Source organism: Stenotrophomonas sp. YJH_SMC_127 (genome assembly GCF_059372445.1).
On the sequence record NZ_JCAFVO010000004.1, the window covers coordinates 177,456 to 197,808 of the forward strand.

Annotated in this window: 17 protein-coding genes and 1 pseudogene; 1 reads left to right on the top strand and 17 read right to left on the bottom strand. The window is 68.4% G+C overall.

The window, feature by feature from the left end; all coding sequences use genetic code 11:
• Positions 1 to 5: 5 nt before the first annotated feature.
• The 6 genes and pseudogenes from AC5QAB_RS11455 to AC5QAB_RS11480 form a co-directional block, all read right to left on the bottom strand.
• The gene (locus tag AC5QAB_RS11455; protein WP_495233397.1) at positions 6 to 2,204 is read right to left on the bottom strand and encodes a hypothetical protein; all 2,199 of its coding nucleotides are present in this window, start codon (positions 2,202 to 2,204) and stop codon (positions 6 to 8) included.
• Positions 2,201 to 3,384, bottom strand: a pseudogene (wecB, locus tag AC5QAB_RS11460) (non-hydrolyzing UDP-N-acetylglucosamine 2-epimerase). Before wecB ends, AC5QAB_RS11455 begins: the two are co-directional and overlap by 4 nt.
• A gap of 266 nt (positions 3,385 to 3,650) precedes the next feature.
• Positions 3,651 to 4,688 (bottom strand): fimbrial protein, encoded by a 1,038-nt coding sequence (locus tag AC5QAB_RS11465; RefSeq protein WP_032962457.1) that lies wholly within the window; start codon positions 4,686 to 4,688, stop codon positions 3,651 to 3,653.
• Positions 4,679 to 7,243, bottom strand: a complete 2,565-nt coding sequence (locus AC5QAB_RS11470) for a fimbria/pilus outer membrane usher protein (protein WP_197557177.1) — start codon at positions 7,241 to 7,243, stop codon at positions 4,679 to 4,681. Before AC5QAB_RS11470 ends, AC5QAB_RS11465 begins: the two co-directional genes overlap by 10 nt.
• Positions 7,244 to 7,335: 92 nt before the next feature.
• Positions 7,336 to 8,064: a fimbrial biogenesis chaperone gene (locus AC5QAB_RS11475; RefSeq protein WP_014645904.1), complete on the bottom strand. Its 729-nt coding sequence runs from the start codon at positions 8,062 to 8,064 to the stop codon at positions 7,336 to 7,338.
• Between the two features lie 85 nt (positions 8,065 to 8,149).
• Positions 8,150 to 8,689 (bottom strand): fimbrial protein, encoded by a 540-nt coding sequence (locus tag AC5QAB_RS11480; protein ID WP_014645903.1) that lies wholly within the window; start codon positions 8,687 to 8,689, stop codon positions 8,150 to 8,152.
• A 458-nt stretch (positions 8,690 to 9,147) separates the two neighbouring features.
• Here AC5QAB_RS11480 and AC5QAB_RS11485 point away from each other — a divergent pair, with 458 nt between their 5' ends.
• Positions 9,148 to 9,513, top strand: a complete 366-nt coding sequence (locus AC5QAB_RS11485) for a hypothetical protein (RefSeq protein WP_014645902.1) — start codon at positions 9,148 to 9,150, stop codon at positions 9,511 to 9,513.
• Between the two features lie 16 nt (positions 9,514 to 9,529).
• Here AC5QAB_RS11485 and pncB read toward each other — a convergent pair whose 3' ends face one another.
• The 11 genes from pncB to xpsH all read right to left on the bottom strand — a co-directional run bounded on the left by pncB (position 9,530) and on the right by xpsH (position 20,348).
• Positions 9,530 to 10,711: a nicotinate phosphoribosyltransferase gene (pncB, locus tag AC5QAB_RS11490; RefSeq protein ID WP_014645901.1), complete on the bottom strand. Its 1,182-nt coding sequence runs from the start codon at positions 10,709 to 10,711 to the stop codon at positions 9,530 to 9,532.
• Between the two features lie 101 nt (positions 10,712 to 10,812).
• Entirely contained in the window at positions 10,813 to 11,652 is an 840-nt protein-coding gene (locus AC5QAB_RS11495; RefSeq protein WP_014645900.1) for a glycosyltransferase family 2 protein, read from the bottom strand.
• Positions 11,649 to 12,500: a glycosyltransferase family 2 protein gene (locus AC5QAB_RS11500; RefSeq protein WP_495233398.1), complete on the bottom strand. Its 852-nt coding sequence runs from the start codon at positions 12,498 to 12,500 to the stop codon at positions 11,649 to 11,651. The genes AC5QAB_RS11495 and AC5QAB_RS11500 overlap by 4 nt, the downstream gene beginning before the upstream one ends.
• Before the next feature lie 623 nt (positions 12,501 to 13,123).
• Positions 13,124 to 15,331, bottom strand: a complete 2,208-nt coding sequence (gene gspD, locus AC5QAB_RS11505; RefSeq protein WP_049404733.1) for a type II secretion system secretin GspD — start codon at positions 15,329 to 15,331, stop codon at positions 13,124 to 13,126.
• A gap of 9 nt (positions 15,332 to 15,340) precedes the next feature.
• A complete protein-coding gene (locus AC5QAB_RS11510) occupies positions 15,341 to 16,129 on the bottom strand; it encodes a type II secretion system protein, XpsN-like (protein ID WP_197561706.1) in 789 nt (262 codons plus the stop codon).
• Entirely contained in the window at positions 16,119 to 16,832 is a 714-nt protein-coding gene (gene gspM, locus AC5QAB_RS11515; RefSeq protein WP_032957951.1) for a type II secretion system protein GspM, read from the bottom strand. The genes AC5QAB_RS11510 and gspM overlap by 11 nt, the downstream gene beginning before the upstream one ends.
• Positions 16,807 to 17,952: a PilN domain-containing protein gene (locus AC5QAB_RS11520; RefSeq protein WP_014645895.1), complete on the bottom strand. Its 1,146-nt coding sequence runs from the start codon at positions 17,950 to 17,952 to the stop codon at positions 16,807 to 16,809. Before AC5QAB_RS11520 ends, gspM begins: the two co-directional genes overlap by 26 nt.
• Positions 17,949 to 18,812 (bottom strand): type II secretion system minor pseudopilin, encoded by an 864-nt coding sequence (locus AC5QAB_RS11525; RefSeq protein WP_046428741.1) that lies wholly within the window; start codon positions 18,810 to 18,812, stop codon positions 17,949 to 17,951. Before AC5QAB_RS11525 ends, AC5QAB_RS11520 begins: the two co-directional genes overlap by 4 nt.
• On the bottom strand, positions 18,809 to 19,441 hold the full coding sequence (locus AC5QAB_RS11530) for a type II secretion system protein J (RefSeq protein ID WP_100449328.1): 633 nt from the start codon (positions 19,439 to 19,441) through the stop codon (positions 18,809 to 18,811). Before AC5QAB_RS11530 ends, AC5QAB_RS11525 begins: the two co-directional genes overlap by 4 nt.
• On the bottom strand, positions 19,438 to 19,857 hold the full coding sequence (gene xpsI, locus AC5QAB_RS11535) for a type II secretion system protein XpsI (protein WP_495233399.1): 420 nt from the start codon (positions 19,855 to 19,857) through the stop codon (positions 19,438 to 19,440). Before xpsI ends, AC5QAB_RS11530 begins: the two co-directional genes overlap by 4 nt.
• Positions 19,854 to 20,348: a type II secretion system protein XpsH gene (xpsH, locus tag AC5QAB_RS11540; RefSeq protein WP_014645891.1), complete on the bottom strand. Its 495-nt coding sequence runs from the start codon at positions 20,346 to 20,348 to the stop codon at positions 19,854 to 19,856. The genes xpsI and xpsH overlap by 4 nt, the downstream gene beginning before the upstream one ends.
• Between the last annotated feature and the right edge of the window lie 5 nt (positions 20,349 to 20,353).

Consider the following 20,353-nt stretch of genomic DNA (forward strand, 5'->3'; position numbering starts at 1 on the left):
GTGGATCAGTGCCCTGTGTTGGCGGACTTGCGGCGACGCACCTGGGTGACGCGGGCGGCCAGCAGCGCGAACACGATCACGCCGACCAGCAGCAGCCAGACCATGTGCCGTTCCCACTTCGATTGCGGGTTGCCGTCCTGCGCGATACGCGTGCCGTAGGGATCCTGGCGGTCGAATTCGCGCACGGCATCACTGCCGTCGAGCACGGCGAGATCGCCCCGCAGCAAACGGAATGGGGCGCCGAACGGCGGTGACTGCGCACCGAGGTCGCTGTAAACAACGCCCAGCTGGCCACCGGACGACCCCACCTGCACCACCGCGGCACGATCCAGCCCGCTCACATCCAACAGCGGTTGCGGCTTGCCGCCGATCAGCAGGTGGCCATCCTTCAGGCCGGCCATATCGACACCGGATGGCGCCACGCCGAACGCCAGCCACGGCGCGCCCGGGCTGACCACGGCACCGGCTTCGACCACCTTCAGTTCCGATGCCTCCGGCGATGCGCCCACTGCGCTGGTCACCGCGATGACCTTGCCCAGCGAGGCCGGCGCATCCTGCAGCCAGGTGCCGGGCACGAACACCTGGTTGCCGCGCGACAGCTGGCTGCTGGCACCCACGAAGTCACTGCCCAGCGAACGCTTGGCCAGGGTCAGGTGGCTGCTGGGCAGGATCGAGACCGGATAGCCCGTGGCCGGATCGTGGCAGTAGGGACGCGCCGGCTGGCGCAGGAAGCTGACACGGATCTCGTTGCGTGCCGACAGCGCGTAGGCCGGCACCTTGGCCACCAGCCGTTGCGGCTGGCCGTTGGCCGACAGCACCTTGCCACCCAGCAGGTAATCGTTGAGGTAGATCGTGGCGACCGCGCCCTGCCCGGCCGCGTTGGGGGCCGCCGAGACATCGATCACCACCTGCTCGGGCAGGCGGCCATCGGCCGACAGTGCGCCGAGGTCGAAGCTGGCGCTGCGGTCGGCGCGGGTCACCACATCCATGGTGCCGGCGATGTTGCCGAGCCGGCTCAGCAGTACCTGGTCACCATCCAGTCTGGGCGTGCCCGCTGCGCTGACCTGCAGGCTGCGGCCCAGTGCATAGCTGCGCCACTGCTCGGCGAGCAGCCCGGCGACCTTGCCCGCCGCCGCCGGGTCGACCACCAGCGTCGGACGCCCGGCCACGGCCACCACGCTGACCGACGCGTTGGCGGCGGGCTTTTCCAGGCCGCCCATGTCGGTACCGCGCCACGCGGCGAACGCGGTGCCCGCATCGGCCCCCGCCGCACCGACCTGTACGGCCAGCGCATCCAGCGCCGCACGCACGCCGGCGCGCAGTGCATCGCTGCCGATCATCACATCGGCGGCCAACGGCCCGCTGTCCCGCAATGACAGCAGCGCGCCGACTTCGGCCAGATCCCTGATCGCATGCGCGCGCTCACCCGTGGCCAGCGCGGCGTAGGCCGGCACGCCCTGCAGGCTGGCCGGGATGCTGATACCGGCGAGGTCAACGCTGTCACCGACCTTGGGCAGGGCCACCACCTGCACCTGTTTGCCCCCGGCCTGCAACGCGGTACCGATGCGCCAGGCCGCATCGTAGGCCGGTGCCTGCAGCGCCTTGCCATCCACCAGCAGGCGCACCCGCGGTGGCAGCGCCCCCCACGCCTTGGCAACGGTATCCACGGCGCGGCCGTCGAAGCGGTAGCTGAAACGCGAGTCCGGCGACAGCCGCAGCACATTGGCCGGCGCGCTCTGGTCGGCGCACTGGTAATCGGACACGATCGACCACCAGCCGACGCCGACCCGTACGAAGCCGCTCTGGCGGGGTTCGCCATCGATGGCCAGCAGCTGGCTGGCATCGCCCTGGGCATCGGTGATCGAACGCGCCGCGATCGGGTCGCCATCGACCGACCACAGGCCCGAGGTGCGCCCGGCGTGGCCGCGCACATAGCGCCCATCCAGCTGCAGCTGCGCGTCGCGGGTGGCCACACCGGCCGGCACCGGCAGGTAGACCTCGCGCTGGCTCTCCTGCCCGCTCAGCACCAGTGGCTGGCGGAAACCGAGTTCGCGCAGGGTCATCTGCCGGTTCACCGTGCTGTCGCTGCTCCATTCGGTGAACTGGCCGGCGACGCTGTCGGCGGCATGGGCACTGCCAACCACGCCCGACAGGACGAACGCAGCGGCGGATGCAAACAGGGAAGAGCGGCCGGTCTGGGTCATGGCGTCACTTCGCGTGGATGGGGTGGACGGCGCCGCTGCTGCGGACGCCGGGCGAGAATTCGGGAAGGGGCGCACCGCGCAGGGCGGCGACGATGCGGGCGCTGGCGCGGCCATCCCCGTAGGGGCTGGCATCGGGGTCGAAGCGGGCCGGCTGCGGGGGGCGTGCCAACACCGCGTTGACCGCATCGACGATGCGCGAGGGCGTGGTGCCGACCAGCGTGACCACACCGGCTTCGACCGCCTCCGGCCGTTCGGTGACATCGCGCATCACCAGCACCGGTTTGGCCAGCGCCGGGGCTTCTTCCTGCACGCCACCGGAGTCGGTGAGGATGACGTCGGCGCGCTGCATCAGGCGCACGAAGCGCAGGTAATCCTGCGGTGGCACCAGGTGCACGTTGTCGAGGTTGCCGAGGTGGGCATTGACCGGGCCCTGCACGTTCGGGTTGAGGTGCACCGGGTACAGCACCTGCAGGTCCGGCCGCCGTGCCAGCTCGGCCAGCGCACGGCAGATGTCCTCGAAGCCCTGGCCGAAACTCTCGCGGCGATGGCCGGTGACCAGCAGCAGCCGGCGGCCGGGGTCGAGCATATGGAAGGGTTCGTCGGCCTGCGCACGCAGTGCCGGATCGGCATCCAGCCGCTGCACGGTCTGCTGCAGGGCATCGATGACGGTGTTGCCGGTGACCAGGATCTGCCCGCCCAGGTGCTCACGGGCCAGGTTGGCGCGCGAGCCGGGAGTGGGTGCATACAACTGATGGCCGACCACATCGATCACCCGCCGGTTCATCTCCTCCGGCCACGGCCGGTGGATGTCGCCGGTGCGCAGGCCGGCCTCGACATGGCCGATCGGGATGCGGTGATGGAACGCGGCCAGGGCCGCGGTCATCGCCGTGGTGGTATCGCCATGCACCAGCACGTAGTCGGGCCGGACCTGCGTGTAGAGCGCGTCAAGCCGTTCGAACAGCCTGGAACACAGGCCATTGAGGGTCTGGTTGGGCACCATGACATCGAGGTCATGGTCGGCGGTGATCTCGAACAGCGCCATCACCTGGTCGAGCATCGCCCGGTGCTGCCCGGTGATGCAGACCACCGATTCGATATCCGCAGCGTGTGCCAGGGCGCGCACCAGCGGCCCCATCTTGATGGCTTCCGGTCGCGTGCCGAACACCGACAGGACCTTCACCGGAGCGCTCCCGAAAGCCGGCGCGGAAGGGGGCAAGCAGCAGTAGCCACGTCTGGATCCTTTCGGCGTTGCCGTCCAGCACCCGCAGGCAGGAGACGGTCACCTCATGAGGAAACTCCAAATTCGCGACATACATCACACTAAGGCGTCTGTATGCGCGTCGTGGCATCGATCTTCATCGTTGCAGGATCAAGACGCAGTCAACGCCGCCCGTGAGCCGGGCGACGTTGCGGCGGAACGCAGCAGGGGCAGCCGCCGGGGCGGCCTTACTCGTACTGGATGGTGAACGTGGCCTGGCCGTTTGCGACACCCGCGCCCACCGTACCGGCCTGGGTCTGCACGTAGCGCGCGCGCAGCGGCAGCGCCATGACGCTGGTACCCGGCGCGGTGGTGCCAACGTTGATGGTCTGGCCGAAGCGCACTTCACGCTCGGTGCTGCCATCGCGCTGGACCATCTGGATGCCGATGCGGGTGGCACTGTTGCTGGCCGCGCTCAGCTTCAGCACGCCCGGCATGTTCGAGCTGTCCTGGTCGGCATCGAGGCGGATGCCGATCTTGCTCTGGTAGGCGGCAACGTTGCTGCCCTGGCAGTTCAGGCGGATCTCGAAGTCGCGATCAACGGCCTTGGAGCCGACACCAGTGAAGGTGGTGTTGGGCACGCTGCCGAAATCGACGGCAATGTTGCGGCTGCCGGCCTGCACTTCACAGGTCGGACTGACCACGGTGGTGCCCGAGCCCTTGAACGTCGAGGTCAGTACCGGGCGCCCGGGGCCATCGCCGTCGAAGTAGTAGTTGGTGAAGCGGCCGTTCGGCGCGATCACGCCCGAACCGGTCTGCGCAGCGGTCTTGATCAGCTGGATGCGGAACTGGCCACCGATGAGGCTGACCACGGAACCGCCACCGAAGTTGATCGAGTGCGGGTAGTAGGTCTGGATCGCACCCGAATCGCGGTACAGGCGGATGCCGACGCCTGCCACATCGGTTTCATAGACGTTCGAGAAGCCGGCCACGGGGCGCTTCTGCGCTGCGTTGACGTACTCACCGATCGAACGACCGCCAGTCCAGGAATCGCAGCGGGCAACGCTGTTCTGCTGGGTGATCGGTTCACTGATTTCCTTGATCACGCCGCCGACCGGGGTGCTGGGCAGGATCACGATCTGGCCCATGTCCATGGTCACGTCCTGGGCGATGAACCAGCTGTTCTGGATGCGGCAGGCGGCGCTGGCCTGCTGCGCCAGCAGCACGCCGCCCAGTACGGCCAGCGCGGCCAGCGCCTGGCGGCCACGGGAAGAAATCATCGGCATGCTGCCTCCAGCGGGATGAAGCCGGTCTTGGACGCATCGGCGCCCGCCGGTACCTGGTAATCAATGGTGCAGCGCTGGTCGGCACCGGCGCCCCACTCGACCTGCAACTGGCCCTGGTTCTTCTCGCTGCGCACGTACAGGCGGCCGCCCTGGCTGACCATGCCGACCGGCTGGCCCTGTTCGTCCTTGACCTGCGCACCGAACGGCATGCTGCGGCCATCGGCGTTGCGCACCTGGATCAGCAGCGCGTTGCCCTTGCGGGTGTCGAAGCGCAGGTAGCTGATGGCACCGGCGAACGGCGCGATGGACTGGCTGGTGCTTTCCAGTTCGACGTCGTGGGCCATGCCCTGCGGATCGAGGGTGACGGTGTTGAGGCGGTACGGCGACACGTACGGCACCACGGCGTAGCCGCGGCCATCGACGCGCAGGCCCGGCGCGTTGCTGACGATCGCATCGCGCGCGCCCGGCGCTTCGACCAGCACCATGGTGTCGCCGCGCTGCGGGGTGAAGGTGAAGCCGCCCGGATGCACGACCACGCTGCCGTTGGCACCGACCGACGCCTGGCGGAAATCACGCGAGTGGCTGTAGGTGGCGTTCAACGCCGAGTAGCGGCTGCGGTACTCGGCATTGCCGACCGCAGTGGTGCCACCCTCGCGGGAATCGGACAGGGCCACGCCGTAGCTGAAGTTGTTGTCGACGCCGGCCGAACCGGTGATGCCGACGCGGCTGTTGTCGTAGCCACCGCGGTCGCGCGCGCCAAGGTCGGCGCTGAACGACACCGGGTGGGTGCCCCGGCCCAGCGGCACGCTCATCGACAGCAGGTACTGGGTATCGGAACGGCCGAGCACGCCTTCTTCGGTGCGCAGCGCCGAGAAGCCGTAGTTCACCGAGCGCCAGGCGTTGTTGTAGCCCACCTGGTACTGCTTGGAGGTGCCGGAACGGTCGTAGAAGTCACGCACCGAGCCGGTCACGTACAGCGCACCGCCACGTCGGCCCAGCGGCTGGTTCAGCGTTACCTGGAACTGGCTGCGCTGACGGCCACGGGTGGTCGGATCGATGCCGCGCTTGTCCGAATCACGGCCATACAGCGCGTCCTGCAGGCTGTAGAAGCCTTCAGTGGAGTAGCGGTAGGCGGCCAGGGTCAGGTTGGTCCCGGTCTCGCCGATCATGTTGCTGTAGCTCAGCCGCACACTGGCGCCGGTATGGCTGCCGTAGTGGTCGAACGAGGTCCGTGCATGGGTGACGTCGGCAGCGAAGGCACCGACGCGCGTGGACAGGCCGACACCGTACAGCAGCGACAGGTAGCCTTCGCTCAGCGCGCTGCCGCCGTACAGGGTCAACTGGTTGCCGATGCCACGCTGGTAGGTACCCTGCACCAGCCACGGCTCATCGGCCAGCAGCTTGTTGCGCACCTGGCCGGCGGTCAGCGAGTAGCGCGACACGCCTTCGCGCAGCATCTGCGGCACAGAACCGAACGGCACCTTGAATTCGCGGCGGCGGCCGTCGGCCTCGATCACGCTCACTTCCAGGTCGCCGCCGTAGCCGGTCGGGTACAGGTCGTCGATGACGAAGCTGCCCGGCGATACGGTGGAGGAGTAGATCAGCTGCTGGTTCTGGCGCACTTCGATGCGCGCGTTGGTTTCGGCAATACCGCGCACGACCGGCGCGTAACCGCGCAGCGAATCGGGCAGCATGCGGTCGTCGCTGGCCAGGCTGGCACCCCGGTAGCCGATCGAATCGAACAGCTCGCCCGTGGTGTAGGCCTCACCAATGGTGAGCATGCCGCGCACCTGCGGGATGCCGCGCTGCGCATAGGTGGCAATGCTCTGCCAGTGGCGGCCGTTGCCTTCGGACCAGGTCAGGTTGGAATCGTGGCGGAACTGCCAGCCTCCCAAGTTCAGGCCGGCGTTGAGGCCGAGGTAGGCGCTGCGATTGCGCTGCCCCCCTTCAACACGGCTGTCGCTGTCGATGGCGTTGAAGCTGTAGCCGACGAAGCCAGCGTTGATGCCGCGGTCCCACAGCGACGGATTGACGTAGCCGCGCGCCTCACGGCGCAGGAACACCTGCGGGATGCTGAGGTCGTAGCGCAGGTTGCCGCTGTCATAGATGCCATAGGCATTGGCCATGCGCCGCTGTACCGGCACGCAGCTGTTCGTGTCGGTCGGCAGCGTCGGGTCCTGCTGCAGCAGCACGGCCTCGCTGTCCACACCCATTTCTTCCAGCATCGGCAGCGGCAGGCAGGCGTCGACGCGGCCCTGCTCATCGGCCTTGAACTGCAGATCGCGACGGCCCTGCCAGCCACCGTTGACGTAGACGTCGACACGGTAGGTGCCAGCCACCATCGGGTTGCCATTGGTGAAGGAGGCCAGGTCGACCTGCTTGGCCTGGCCGGAGAGGAAGCTGGAGTTGAACTGGGCCGACTCGGGTGCACGCGCATTGGCCGCACCGCTCTGCGCCATCAGCGCCTGTTCGCCGAGATTGGCCGGCGCAGCCATCGCCCATCCTGGGCAGGCCACGCCAGCAACCAGCAGGCAGATCGCCTGGTGGATCGACAATGTCAATCTGTTTCCGATCACACTGACATTCCTTCAATTCGCCGCACGGCGGCGGTGGCGGGATGCGCAGGCCCATGGCCGGCGCGGCGCGTTCAGCCCCCGGTACTGCCGAGGCGGACCGTGTGCTCCACCCGACCGCCGTAATCGTTGATGGTGATGAAGCGCACCTGGTCGGAGCCCGCCGGTGCGGTGAACTCCAGGCTCTGCTTCGGCGCGACCATGGCGCCCTTGTCCTCGACGGTCTTCTCGCTGCTGCCGGTCACGGCATGCACTTCGGCCAGCGTGACGTGGAAGGGGCTGGGGTTTTCCACCCGCAGGCGATCGCCCGTGCGGGTCCAGCGCAACGCTGCCGGCGCGTCGTTGGCGACGCCCTTCAGGCCCTGCGGCCGGTAGAACAGTTTCAGGCGCGAACGGAACGCGACCTGCAGGTAATTCTGGTCGCCGCTGTCGGCGTTGTCGGGCGACGGCGGCACATCCAGCACGTTGAGCCAGAACACCGACTCACGGTCGGTCGGCAGCTGCGCACCGGAGAAGATCACGCGCAGCGCCTGGCTGCGGCCCGGCTCGACACGCGCGATCGGCGGCGTCAGTACAAACGGGGCGTCGCTGTTGTCGGCGGTCTGGTTGGCGTCGCCGCTGTCGATCCAGGCCTGGACCAGCGCCGGCGAATCGCCCACGTTGTCGACCTGCACGGTCACTTCGCGCGCCTGCGCCGGATAGATCACTCGCGTGCCGTTGACCACCACGCCGGCCAGAGCGTTCTGGCAGAAGGGCAGCGTGAACGCTGCCAGCAGCAGCGCCCGGGGAAAGATTGCTTTCATCGGAAGTACTACGCTCGAGGGGTGTGGCCAGGGGCCGCGAAGCACTGGCCGGCGCGTACGCCGGCCAGTGCGGGTACGACGACGATCAGTTGTAGATGATCGTGTACTTGACGCTGCTGGTGACGTCGCCCGGGGTGGCGGCGGCAGTGGCGTAGTACTCAGCGTAGTAGTTCAGATCGGCCGAGCCGTCGGTGCCGACGGTGACCCACTGCGAGTTGGTCTGCGCCAGGCCAGCGCCGGCAGCCTTGATCGGCAGGAACTGGTTGTTCGAGCCCAGCAGCTGCAGCTGCACGTTGGTGGCAGCGTTGGCCGAGGCCTGGTTGACCAGGCGGCCGCTGTTGAAGTCGACGGTCGAACCCGGCTCGAAGTAGGTGGCGACGTTGCCGGCGCTGCACTTGGTCAGGTTGATGGCGAACGGGGTACGGCCCGCAACGGCACCGGCGGTGGCCAGGGTGTTCTTGGACACGGTCGGCAGGGTCACGGCGAAGTCCTTGCCGCCCGGGGTCGAGATGGTGCAGGTCTTGTCGGTCACCTTGCCATTGAAGGTGATGGTGCCGTCGGCGGCGTTGGCGGCCAGCGGAGCGGCGGCCAGCATCAGAGCGGCAATGAGGTTCATCTTGTGCATTCGCTTTTACCTAACCCTACTGAAGAGATGAGAAGTAGAGGAGGAAGCAAGGAGCACTGCCGGGCTAACAAGACCCATCCTTGCGTCTCACCTGTGGCCGGACTCGGACATACCTCTCCCTGAATCCGTGACGCAAGTATAGGCACAACTGTGATGAAAGTCTCATTATTTTTCTGAACGCCAATTCATTGACGCCTTAAATGTGACGTGTTAGGCGAATCACAGCCTCGGGGTGCGGGGGTTTTGACGCGGGGCGCGGTCACGCTACAAACGACTGGGGATGTCGCATTGCGCGACGCGTTCGGCACGCGCGGAAACAGGCATTTTTCAGGGGGAATTTGGCTTCTTTGATGCGCATCACTCTTTCTTGGTGATGGCCCTAGCAGATTCGGAATCGTCCTATTAAAGGTTGATCGATCCTGTCGCTAACTAGGACACACCGAACCAGAGAACGTGTCATGAGGAACTCCATTCTGCTGTGCGTGGCCCTGATGTCCGTCAGTGCGCTGGCCCAGGCCAGCAGCGGCAGCATCCGTTTCAGCGGCCGTATCGCCGAGCCGGGCTGCACGACGAACCTGTCCCAGGGTGAGCTGAGCCTGGCGGCCTGCCCACCGTCGGCCAAGGGCTCGACGGTGGCCGTGACGGCACTGGCCGATGGCCAGGCGGCGACGCTGCGTGACGGCAAGCGCCAGGGCCAGAAGCTGTCGGTGTCGGCCAGCGCGATGCGCGCCGGCGATATCGCCTTCTCCGAGCGCTACAGCGTGCAGGCTTCGAAGCAGCAGCCGCTGCAGGGCGCCTACCTGGTGGTCGTCGACTACCTGTAAGCCCTGCAGGCCGGTATTACTCCGGCTGCGGCAATTCGAACACCTGGCGCAGGTAGGCCAGGTAACCCGGGTCGTCGCACATGCTCTTGCCCGGCGAATCGCTGAGCTTGGCCACCGGCTGGCCGTTGCAGCGGACCATCTTGATGACGATGTTGAGCGGCGTCGGGCCTAGGTCATTGGTCAGGTGGGTGCCAACGCCGAACGCGACCTGGCAGCGACCGCGGAAGTAGTCGTACAGCCGCATCACCTTGGCGATGTCGAGCCCATCGCTGAACACCAGCACCTTGCTGCGCGGATCGACCCGGCGCTGCTGGAAATGCGCCAGCATGCGGTCGCCCCAGTCGAACGGATCGCCGGAGTCATGGCGCACACCGTCGAACAGCTTGCAGAAATACATGTCGAAGTCGCGCAGGAACGCGTCCAGGCCGACCACGTCGGACAGCGCGATGCCAAGATCGCCGCGGTACTCGCGCGCCCACGATTCCAGTGCTGCCACCTGCGAATCACGCAGGCGCGGGCCGAGCGCCTGGAACGCCTGCAGGTACTCGTGGGCCATGGTGCCGTGCGGGGTCATGCCATACAGGCGCGCGAAGTGGACGTTGCTGGTACCGACCAGCTGCGGGCCGAGCGCGTCGCGCAGCAGCGGCAGCAGGCGGGCATGCCAGTCACGCGAGTAGCGGCGGCGGCTGCCGTAGTCGGCGATGCGGCAGTGCTCGAAACCGGGGGTATCGCGCAGCAGCGCGGCCTTGGCCTGCAGGCGGCGCTCGCCTTCGGCGAAGTCGGCCGTGGTGGTGTTGCGGAACCAGACTTCGTTGATGATCGCCAGCAGCGGCACTTCGAACAGGATGGTGTGCAGCCACGGGCCGGTGATGTCCAGCTCGATCTCACCGGGCACGGCCGTCGACGCACGCAGCTGGATGTACTTGCGGTCCAGATGGAACAGGCCTAGGAAATCGGCGAAGTCCGGCTTCACGAAGCGCAGGCCGCGCATGTAGTCCAGTTCCGCGTCGCTGAAACGCAGGCTGCACAGGTGGTCGATTTCCTCATCGATCTGGGCGATGTAGCTTGCCAGGTCGATGCCGGGGGTGCGGCACTTGAACCGGTACTGCACCTGGGCGCCGGGGTGCTGGTGGAGCACCGCCTGCATCATGGTGAACTTGTACAGGTCGGTGTCGAGCAGGGACTGGATGATAGGCATGGGGCGGATTATGCGCCCGGCGGAGTGAACCGTGGGCGCGGCGAGTGGAGCCACACCACGCGTGGATGCCCCTATCCATGCAGCCGAGCGTGGGCTCGGCTCTACAACGACCTGCGCAGCAGGCGCGGCACCAGCATCAGCGCATGCGCCCAGATCGCAGCCCATACCGCCGCGCGCACCGGCAGCGAACGCTGCCTGGCCTCGAACTTCTGGAAGTAGCGCCACAGCCCCCTGTGCTTGTGCCATTCCACGAAGAACGGCCGCGAGCGGCTGGAGACACCGCGCACATGGGTAACCTGCAGGTCGTTGGCGATCGCTACCACCGCGCCGGCTTCGCGCGCGCGCCGGCACAGGTCCAGGTCCTCGGCGTGCAGGCGATAGCCCGCGTCCCAGCCACCGATACGGTCGAACAGCGCGCGCGGCATCATCAGCAGTGCGCCGGATAGTGCCGGCACCCGCTGCAGTGCCTGGTGCGGCTCACGCGGAACCGCCAGCTTCGAGCCCTTGCCGGGCGAACGCAGCATCCTCAGGAAATCCGGGTCGCGGCGGCGCACCGCCTCGTCGGCATGGCCATGCTCGTCCACCTGTTCAACGCCCAGCAGGCAGTCGCCCAGCGCTTCGGCGCGGGAGCGCAGTTCGGCCAGCGTGTCCGGCTCGACCATCAGGTCCGGGTTGATGAAGGCCAGCCACGGGCTGTGCGAGTCGGCCACGCCCTGGTTGTTGGCGGCGGCGAAGCCGGGATTGTCCGGGTTGCCGACGAAGCGCACGCGTGGATCGTGGCTGGCATGCCGCTGCACGATGTCTAGGGTGCCATCCAGCGAACCATTGTCGATCACCCGGATCTCGGCCACATCCTGCGCCTGGCGCAGGCGCGAGAGGCAGGCATCGATGGTGCTCCCACTCTGGTAAGTGACGACGATGGCGGCGATGGCAACATTCAAACGGGTGGCTCCGGCGCGGACGGGACGAACAGGTCGCCCTGTTCCTTCGGCATTATCGCCTGCCGCATGCGCTGCTGCAGGTCGGCGCGCAGCCCGTGCAGCGGGTCGTGCATCAGGAAATCGGCCAGCCGCGGTACCCAGGCCGGCCAGCGCGCGGCCAGGGCCTCCAGATCGCCATCGCGGCTGACCGCCTCCCCTGCCCGGCTGACGAAGGCGGTCTCGCACAGCACGTTGCGCCAGCCAAGGCCGGCCATGCGCAGGCTGAGGTCGACCAGTGCCGCGTTCCAGCCAGCGTAGCTGTCCACGTCCAGGCCGCCGGCGCGACGGCGCGCGTTGCCGCGCACCAGCACCGCGTGGGTGACCGCCGATGGCAGCTCCGGGTGCAGCGTCGGCAGCGTCGCGCAGGTGTGCGCCAGCAGGACCGGGTCCTGCGGCTCGGGATTGATCTCGCCCAGCCGTGGCCACGCGGCGGTCTCGCCGGCATTGCACCAGGGGGTTGCGGTGGCGATCGCGGCATCGCGGGCGAAGGCATCCTGCAACTGCTGCAACCAGCCGGGTGATGGCACGCTGTCCGGCGCCAGCACGGCCACGTCCAGGCCATCGCAGGCGCGCAGCATCTCGTCCAGATGGGCGACTTCGCCCAGTGGCCGCGCGCGCCGGGTGTACTCGGCCTGCAGCGGCGTATGCGCCAGCCAGTGTTCCACCACCGCCTGCGCGCGTGGCCCGGTCTGTGCGTCATCGGCCAACCAGACCGCGGTCCCTGGCGCCGTGCCGGCATCCAGCGCGGCCAGGCAGCGGTCGAGTGCGGCATCGTCCACGCACAGCGGCAACAACACGATCGCCCCCATCCCGCCTCCGTGGTTGTCGGTGGCCACAGCGTAGCACCGGGAGGGTATCGGCCGGGTTGCACCCGGCACCCGCGGAGGCTGGAGCTGGAGCCGAAGCCGAAGCAACAGCAGAAGCCGGCTATCCGTGGGATGGCGGGGTGGGTCCGGTTGCGGGGGACGTTGCAAGTACGTCCATGTAAGCTCGGTCGCCGCATCCATGCGGCTCACGCCCCCGCAACCAGACCCACCCCGCCTTCGACAGATTTCTGCGATCTGTCGGCAAAGCCTGGGGTCAGATCCGTTTTCCAGAGGAAAACGGATCTGACCCCATTTTCTGATTTCGAAATCTGACAGACAGTCATCCACGCATGGCGCGGATCCACCGTGTCGACCAAGGTCGACACCTACCAACAGCCGCGGGAGTCTGTCAGAGGTGGGTCGGCGTGGGGTGGCAGGACCGTTGGCGCCATGGATGGCGCCATCGAGCCCCCAGGGACGGGTTTACGGCGTGTCCTGCCACCCCACCCCGACCCACCCTCCCTCAGTAAACCCGCTGCTGCTGTTGCTGTTGCTGTTGCTTTCGCTTTGGCCGTTGCCGTTGCTCCGGCCTCGGCGGGTGCCGGGCGCCGCCCGGCCGTAACCCCTTACTTCTTCGCGCGCGGCTGGTTCAGCGGCTCCATCGCGCGGAAGCGCTTGCTGTACTCGTCGGTCAGGTTGCGCGATTCCAGGCTGTTGCGCACGATGCTCGGGGTCAGCAGCACGATCACCTCGGAACGGCGGCTGGAGCGGCTCTTCTGCCCGAACAGCGCGCCAACTACCGGAATACGGCTCAGGCCGGGAATGCCGCTGCTGCCATCGGTGCCCGAATCCGTGATCAGGCCAGCCAGCATGATGGTGTCGCCGCTCTGCACCGCCGCTTCGGTCGACAGCTTCTTTGTGGAAATTCGCGGGTTGCAGTTGCGCTCGGTCGGATTGCAGTTGTCGGGCACGTTCGAGGCGCTGCTCACTTCCTGCACGATATCCAGGAACACCGTGCCATCGCGGGTCACGCGCGGGCGCACCTTCAGGATCACGCCGGTGTCGATGTACTGCACCGAGCTGTAGGTGCTGGTGCCCACGCCGGTGTTCACCGTGGTGGTGTTGATCGGCACCTTGTCGCCCACGTTGAGCGTGGCCTCGGCGTTGTTGCGCACGAACACCGAAGGCGTCTGCAGCAGGCGTACATCCGTGACCTTGTCCAGCGCACTTACCACCGCCGCGCCATTGTGGCCGGTGAATGCCCAGCCCAGGCCTTCGCCGCCCGTTGCGGCACCGGCGAAGCTGCTCCACGAGCCACCCGCTGCCGCCGGCAGGGTCACGCCGCCCAATGCGCCCGTCAGGGCACGCCCGGCCACGGCATTGTCAAAGAACCAGTTCACGCCGTACTTCAGGTCGCCATCCAGCGAGACCTCGGCCACCTGGGCTTCGATGTGTACCTGCAGCGGCATCACGTCCAGCTTCTCGATCACCTCGCGGATCGAGCGCCACGCCTGCGGCGTCGAGCGCACCAGCAGGGTGTTGGTTTCCTCCACCGCCGACACGCCGACGCGGTCGCCCTCCACTTCCAGGCTGACACTGACGTTGCCGGGCTGGCGCTGCGGCAGGTTCAGGCTGCCATTGCTGCTGCCACTGCCACTACCACTGGTTCCGCCCAGCGTCGAACCCAGGTTGCTGCTGCTGTTGTCCATGCCACGGTCGCCGTCGCCGCCTAGCTGCGACGGAATGGCGCCCGGTGCCAGCGAGGCCGGGCTGGAGCCGCCGCGGTTGCCACTGCTGGCGAAGGCCTCGCTGAGGCGCTCGGCCAGGTCGCGCGCCTTGATGTAGCGCAGCTCGTAGGAGAACAGGCGGGCGCTGCCACCAGCGGTGTCGATACGATCCAGCCACTGCTGGATCTGGTCCAGGTAGCGCACCTGCGGCGTGATCACCAACACGGCGTTGGCATTCTCCAGCGGCAGGAAACGGAACATGCCGGCGCTGGGCGTCTTGCTCTCTTCGCCGAACACCTTTTCCAGGTCGGCCGCGACCTGCTCGGCCTTGCCCGACTGGATCGGGAACACGCCCACCGACATGCCCGACAACCAGTCGACGTCGAAGATCTCGACGGTGCGCAGGTAGTTTTCCAGTTCCGCGCGGGTACCCCCCAGGGTGATCACGTTGCGGCCACTGTCCACGTTGACGATGGCGTTGGGGCGCGCGTACGGCTCCAGCACCTTCTTCATTTCGGTGGCGGAGATGAACTGCAGCGGGACCACGCGGACTTCGAAGCCGCGCGCGCTGGCCGCGGGTGCCGTGCTTGGCGCGACCGTGCCGGCCAGCGCCTGGTCGGCGGCGACGATGTTGTAGCGCCCACCGCTGTAGACCATCCGCGCGTTGTTCCAGCCCAGCACCATCTCCAGCAGGTTCAGTGCCTGCGCCGGCGATACCGGCTTGGGCGTGGCAAGGGTGACCGTGCCCTGCACGCCTGGCGCGATCACGTAGTTCTGGCCAAGCATGTCACCAAGGATGGCCTTGACCACCGCATGCAGCGATTCGCCTTCGAAGTTGAAGGTCGCCTCGCCGGTACTGGCACCGTGCAGCGCCGGTGCCGGCGCACGCGCGGCCTCGCGGTTGATCATGGTGCCGGTGCCGCGGCGGATCACCGCCTGCGGTGCCCCCTGGCTTTCACGGGCGGCATCGGCAGCGACATCGGCCGCCTGGCCGGCGTCGGCGCTGGGCGACAGATTGCCGTTGCGCTGCACGTGCGGCGCGGACACCGTACTGCAGCCGACCAGCAGCGCGAGGGCAAAGGACCAGGGAAGAAAACGCAGGTTCATGCATTCACTCTATCGGTTGGTGCCATCGCCCGGGGGCGGCGACGGTTGTTGCTGCTGTTGCTGCAGCTGGCGGCGGCGGGCCTGGATGCGTTCGCGGATGGCCTGCATCTGCGCTTCACTGGGACCGTTGTTGTTGGCCGGTGGGGTTGTTGCAGCGGCCGCCGCAGGCGCTGGTGCATTGCCAGCGGGCGACGGCGATGGGATTGCCGCGGCCGGTGGCGGCGCCGGCGGAGCGCCCGCCGAGGGCGGCACCACGATCGCACCTGCAGGCGGTGCGCCGTTGGCACCGCGCAGCACCGTCGGCGGCTCACCGCCCTGGCCGTTGAACACCGCCAGTTCCAGGACCTGGTTGCCACCGGGGCCGATCACCGTCGCCTGGCGCGGCTGCAGCGCCACCAGCTGCCAGCCATCCACGGCTTCGCCGTTGAGGCGCAGGCGCAGCGAGCGGTTCTGTTCGGTGGTGAACGTGGCCATGCCGAAATCGCCGGTCAGCAGCACACCGGTGAGGCGCAACGCGGCGCTGGCCGCCGGTTCGCTGCCACCCAGCAGATAAGGCCGCGGCCTGCGGTCTTCGGCGAACAACGGGCGCTCACCGATCGCGCTGTAGCTGTCGGCGCTGGCCATGCGCTCGGCCGCCAGCGGCGGCAGCGATGGCAGCGATGGCGCGGCGTCGGCATCACCGCCGGCACCCGGCAGCTGGCTGCCCAGCCCGAAGCCGGTCGCCAGCCAGACGGCGGCCGCCCAACCGGCCAGCGCCAGCAGGAAGCCGGTAGGCAGGCTGATCTGCTCAAGCTTCATCGGCCACCTCCTGCCCTTCGGACGGGGGCGCCGGCTGCGGCGCAGGTGCGGCCTCGGCCGGCGACGCGGACGGTGCCGGTGTCGCAGCGGGCGCCGGAACCGTGCCATCGGCGGCAGCGCCCGGCAGCAGATAGCCGGCCAGCTCGAAGGACACGTCCAGGCCCAGCCCCGATTCGTTCGGTGATTGCTGGAAGCGCTGCGCGATCAGGTTGAGGTTGTCGACGAACAGGCGTGGGCTGCCGGTTTCCAGGCTGTGCAGCACGGTGGCCAGTTCGGCCACCCCGCAGCGCAGGCGCACCTGCATGGCGACGCGCACGAACTCGGCGTCGCGCCGGTTGTCGGTCAGCGGCGTGCGGTTGCTGATGGTGCAGCTGCGGTTGCCCGGGCTGGCCATCGCCACCGCATCCTGCAGCCGGGCGCCCAATGCAGCGGCGGCAGCTTCGGCAGTGGCTTCGCGCAGGAAGCCTGGCCGCTGCTGCAGTGCCTCGCGGGTAGCGCGAAGGCGCTGTTCGATCTGCGGCTGCTGCTGCAGCTGCGCCTGCACGCGCGACTCGCGTTCGCGCAGGGCGGCGACATCGGCATCGATCGCACGCAGCGGCTGGGTGAACCAGGGGTGCACCAGCAGCAGATAGGCCAGGCCCAGCACTGCCAGCAGCAGTGCCAGCGCCAGCCAGCGGTCACGGCGTGCGCTTGGCATCGGCATCGGCCGCCTCCGGGGTTGGTGCGGCGGCCGGCAACGGCTGCAGTTCGGCGGTCATGGTGAAGCGGTCGCGGCCACTGGCCGCGCCATCGGCCTGCAGCACCCCGGTCAGGTTGACCTTGCGCCACTGCGGTGCGTCCTGCAGCAGCTGCACCAGCTGCGACGCCTCGCGGCTCAGGCCGATCAGCTGCAGGTTGTTGTTCTCGATCGCCAGCTTTTCCAGGTAGGTACCTTCCGGCAGGCGCCGGGTCAGTTCGTTCCAGATTTCAACGGTGCCGGCGCGCTGGCTGCGCTGCTTCTCCAGGAATGCGGCGCCATCGATCAGCGCCTGCAGCTGCGCGCGTTCGCTGGCCACACCTCGCGCACTGCGCGCGCTGCGCTCGACCTGTGCACGCAGCTCATCGGCGGCGGCCTGGCGGTTGTCGAGCAGCTGCACCGCGGCCAGTACCAGCATCACGACGGCAGCCACTGCCAGCAGCAGGTTCCAGCGTCGCATCGGGTCTGGCCGCAGTTGGCGCTGTGCGGGCGGCAGCAGGTTCACCTGCAGCACGTTGCCCTGCGCATCGATGGCATCGACGCCCGCCAGCGCATCGGCCCATGGGCCCACACTGGTGCGCCATGCGTCCAGCTGCCGCAATGGCCACGCCACCAGTTCGACCTGCAGCTGGCCTTCGCCGCCCGCGCCGAGCTCACGCACGTCATAACTGACCTGGGATGATTCGAACGGGGTCTGCCGGTCGATCTCGAAACCGACCACGGCGCGCAGGCGGTCGGCCGCTGCAGCGGGCAGGCGCAGGCTACGCCGCAGGACGTCCGTCGCCGGCAGCAGCCACACCCGCGGCAGAGTACGCAGGCGAGGCTCCAGCACGCGGTCCAGCTCCACCGGCGACAGCGGCCACGGCAGGCGCGCCACCGCTTCGCGGCGTTCGCCGGCTTCACGCCAGACCTGCAGCTGGTCGCCCTCGTGCTGCAGCAGCAGGCGTGCCTGGCCCCAGCCCAATGCCCATTGCCAGCGCACCGGCACCCAGGCCAGCAGCGACTGCCGCCACCAGCGCAGGAAACGGCCGGCGCCCGGGCCGATCCGGCCCTGCACCTGCCGCAGACTGTCCTGCCACGCCGTCATCTTGCTGTCATTCCCTGCTCCCAGCGAAGCACTGTGTAAGTCCGCCCGGGAACCCCGCCCGAGCCACTGCGTACCACTGCCTGCAACACCGACCTGCGTCCACTGCCGTCGATGGCACCGGACTCGATACTATAGGTGCCGCTGCTGCTGGCAAGCGTTGTCGTGCCGCCAGCGGAATCTGCATCACGCTCCTGCTGTGCGCGCTGCGCCATCACGCTGTCCGCATCCAGGCCCAGCGCGGTCAGCACCGGCGCGCTGGCGAACTGCGGATCCGGCCGTGCCTGGCGGCTGTAGAGGGTCAGGTGCGGCAGCATCGCCCGGTACAGGGGTCCGCGCATGCCCAGGACCCGCTGCAGCTCGCCCAGGGTCTCGAAGCGCTTGTTGCGTGGGCCGTAGGGCAATCCGGCTGCGGCGTAGTCCGGCGCTTCGGCGCCACCGCCCGGTTGCAGCAGGCTGTCCTCGTCGCGCCAGTCGATGATGGCGCCGGCCAACTGCCGGGCCTGTGCATCGTCTTCGCCCAGCGCCTTGAGGAAGGCGGTCAGCAGTGCGGCGTCGGCCAGGTTCAGGTTGATCTTGCCGTTCTCGTCCAGCACCTTGATCTCGATGCTGGCGTCGTCGAACTGCCAGCGGTAGGTACGGCCATCGGCACGCCAGGGCGCCCGTTGCGGATCGGCTGACAGACGCAGGAGGGCATATTCGAGGCCGGCGCGCGCACGTTCCTGCCCGCGTGCATCGTCATCCAGCACGCGCTGCTGCAGGTGCTCGACCCGTGCGCTCAGCGCGAACGCACCGACCAGCGCCGTCATCAATGCGATCAGCCACAGCACCAGCACCAATGCCGCCCCGCGCTGACGGCTCATCGCGTGCCTCCACTGCCACCGGCACGCAGCGCCACCACCAGTGGCGGCCACGGCGCGCCCCGGGATGGCACGATCTGGATTTCCACCAGCATCGGCAGGCGGCGGGTGTCATCCCAGCGCGGCAGCCAGTCGGTCACCTGCCCGGTGCCGGCATCGATGCCGCGATAGCGCAGCTGCACCGACTTCAGGTTGTCCACCAGCACCTCCGGCGGGCGCGGCGGATTCTCGGCGATGCGCTCGCCTTCCTGCAGCAGCACGAGGTCCAGTAGCAGGCGCTGTTGGCCACCGCGTCCGTCCACCTGCAGCGCGTGCAGGTAGGGGCCGCCACGGCCGAGGTAACCGGGCAGGTCGGCGGCGAACAGCATGCGTTGCTCCTCGCCCTGGAAGAAGATGGGTTCGCGGGTGGGGTCCGGGGCCTCCAGCGGGGTGCGCAGTGCACCCGCCAGCTGCCTGCGCAGCAACGACTCGACCGCGCGCATGCGTTCGCTTTCAGCGGCGATCTGCTCGCCGCGCTGGCTGACCGCCATCGCCGAGCGCACGCTGGCAAAGGCCAGTGCCAGGCCGCCGGCCAGCAGCACGGTGGCCAGCATCACTTCGACCAAGGTGAAGCCCGCGGCGCGCCGCTTCATCGCGCGTTCTCCAGGTCGGGCGGCAACAGGCGCAGGCTGCGCCAGTGCAGTTGTTCGCGCTCGCTGTCGCCCCAGCGCACCCGCAGCTGCAGCTCGGCCAGCCATGGGGTGCCCGCTGACGTGGCCTGCACGACGTTGCCGGCGCGTGGCTCGACCCACGGCTGGACCTGCAGCTCCCAGTGATAGCGCCCCTGTTCCCAGTCACCCTGCTGGCTGCCCACCTGCAGCGGCGCGTCGACACCGGCCTGGGCCAGCAACGACTGTGCATGCAGCACCGCACGCGTGCGCAGCTCGGCGTCACGTACCTGCTTCGCGCCACCGGACAGGCTGCCCAGCAGCAGGGTCAACACCAGGCCCAGCAGGGCGAAAGCGATGATCACTTCCAGCAGGGTGAAGCCACGCGCGCGCCGCTTCATTGCGCCCGCCAGGGGCCGGAGCGGACCTCGCCGGTCAGCCAGCCGACGTCGACGCGCCATTCGGCACCGTCGCGCTGCAACCGGATACGGCCGCCGCTGGAGCCACCATCGGGATGGAACTCGATCACGCCCTGCCCCGCCGCGGTGGCCAGCTGTGCGGCACCTTCGAACTGCACCTGCAGCTGTGCCGGCACCTCACCGTGGCGCTGGTTGGCCCCCTCCCAGCGGCGCCGTGCCGGTTCGATCACGAAGCGCTGCGGTTCGCCGCGGGCGATCGCCTGCGCGCGCACCATGCGCAGCTGGCTGGCGATGTCCTTGCCGGCGCTGCGCAGCTGCATGCCGGCGAACCCGCGCGACAGGCCGGCGGCGGTGATCAGGCCGATCGCCGCGATCAATGCGATCACCAGCAGCATTTCCAGCAACGACAGTCCAGCCGCGCGCCTGCCGTGCAGGCGCGGGCGTGGCAACCGGCGCGGCAGGAAGTGCGTCATGCGCG

Excerpts from the sequence above, each read along its gene's own strand:
- AC5QAB_RS11510 (WP_197561706.1), bottom strand. The coding sequence starts at position 16,129 with ATGAAGCTTGAGCAGATCAGCCTGCCTACCGGCTTCCTGCTGGCGCTG.
- AC5QAB_RS11525 (WP_046428741.1), bottom strand. The coding sequence starts at position 18,812 with ATGAGCCGTCAGCGCGGGGCGGCATTGGTGCTGGTGCTGTGGCTGATC.
- AC5QAB_RS11455 (WP_495233397.1), bottom strand. The coding sequence starts at position 2,204 with ATGACCCAGACCGGCCGCTCTTCCCTGTTTGCATCCGCCGCTGCGTTC.
- xpsH (WP_014645891.1), bottom strand. The coding sequence starts at position 20,348 with ATGACGCACTTCCTGCCGCGCCGGTTGCCACGCCCGCGCCTGCACGGC.
- AC5QAB_RS11485 (WP_014645902.1), top strand. The coding sequence starts at position 9,148 with ATGAGGAACTCCATTCTGCTGTGCGTGGCCCTGATGTCCGTCAGTGCG.
- AC5QAB_RS11480 (WP_014645903.1), bottom strand. The coding sequence starts at position 8,689 with ATGCACAAGATGAACCTCATTGCCGCTCTGATGCTGGCCGCCGCTCCG.
- xpsI (WP_495233399.1), bottom strand. The coding sequence starts at position 19,857 with ATGAAGCGGCGCGCGCGTGGCTTCACCCTGCTGGAAGTGATCATCGCT.
- AC5QAB_RS11500 (WP_495233398.1), bottom strand. The coding sequence starts at position 12,500 with ATGGGGGCGATCGTGTTGTTGCCGCTGTGCGTGGACGATGCCGCACTC.
- gspM (WP_032957951.1), bottom strand. The coding sequence starts at position 16,832 with ATGCCGATGCCAAGCGCACGCCGTGACCGCTGGCTGGCGCTGGCACTG.
- AC5QAB_RS11530 (WP_100449328.1), bottom strand. The coding sequence starts at position 19,441 with ATGAAGCGGCGCGCCGCGGGCTTCACCTTGGTCGAAGTGATGCTGGCC.
- gspD (WP_049404733.1), bottom strand. The coding sequence starts at position 15,331 with ATGAACCTGCGTTTTCTTCCCTGGTCCTTTGCCCTCGCGCTGCTGGTC.
- AC5QAB_RS11465 (WP_032962457.1), bottom strand. The coding sequence starts at position 4,688 with ATGCCGATGATTTCTTCCCGTGGCCGCCAGGCGCTGGCCGCGCTGGCC.
- AC5QAB_RS11475 (WP_014645904.1), bottom strand. The coding sequence starts at position 8,064 with ATGAAAGCAATCTTTCCCCGGGCGCTGCTGCTGGCAGCGTTCACGCTG.
- pncB (WP_014645901.1), bottom strand. The coding sequence starts at position 10,711 with ATGCCTATCATCCAGTCCCTGCTCGACACCGACCTGTACAAGTTCACC.
- AC5QAB_RS11520 (WP_014645895.1), bottom strand. The coding sequence starts at position 17,952 with ATGACGGCGTGGCAGGACAGTCTGCGGCAGGTGCAGGGCCGGATCGGC.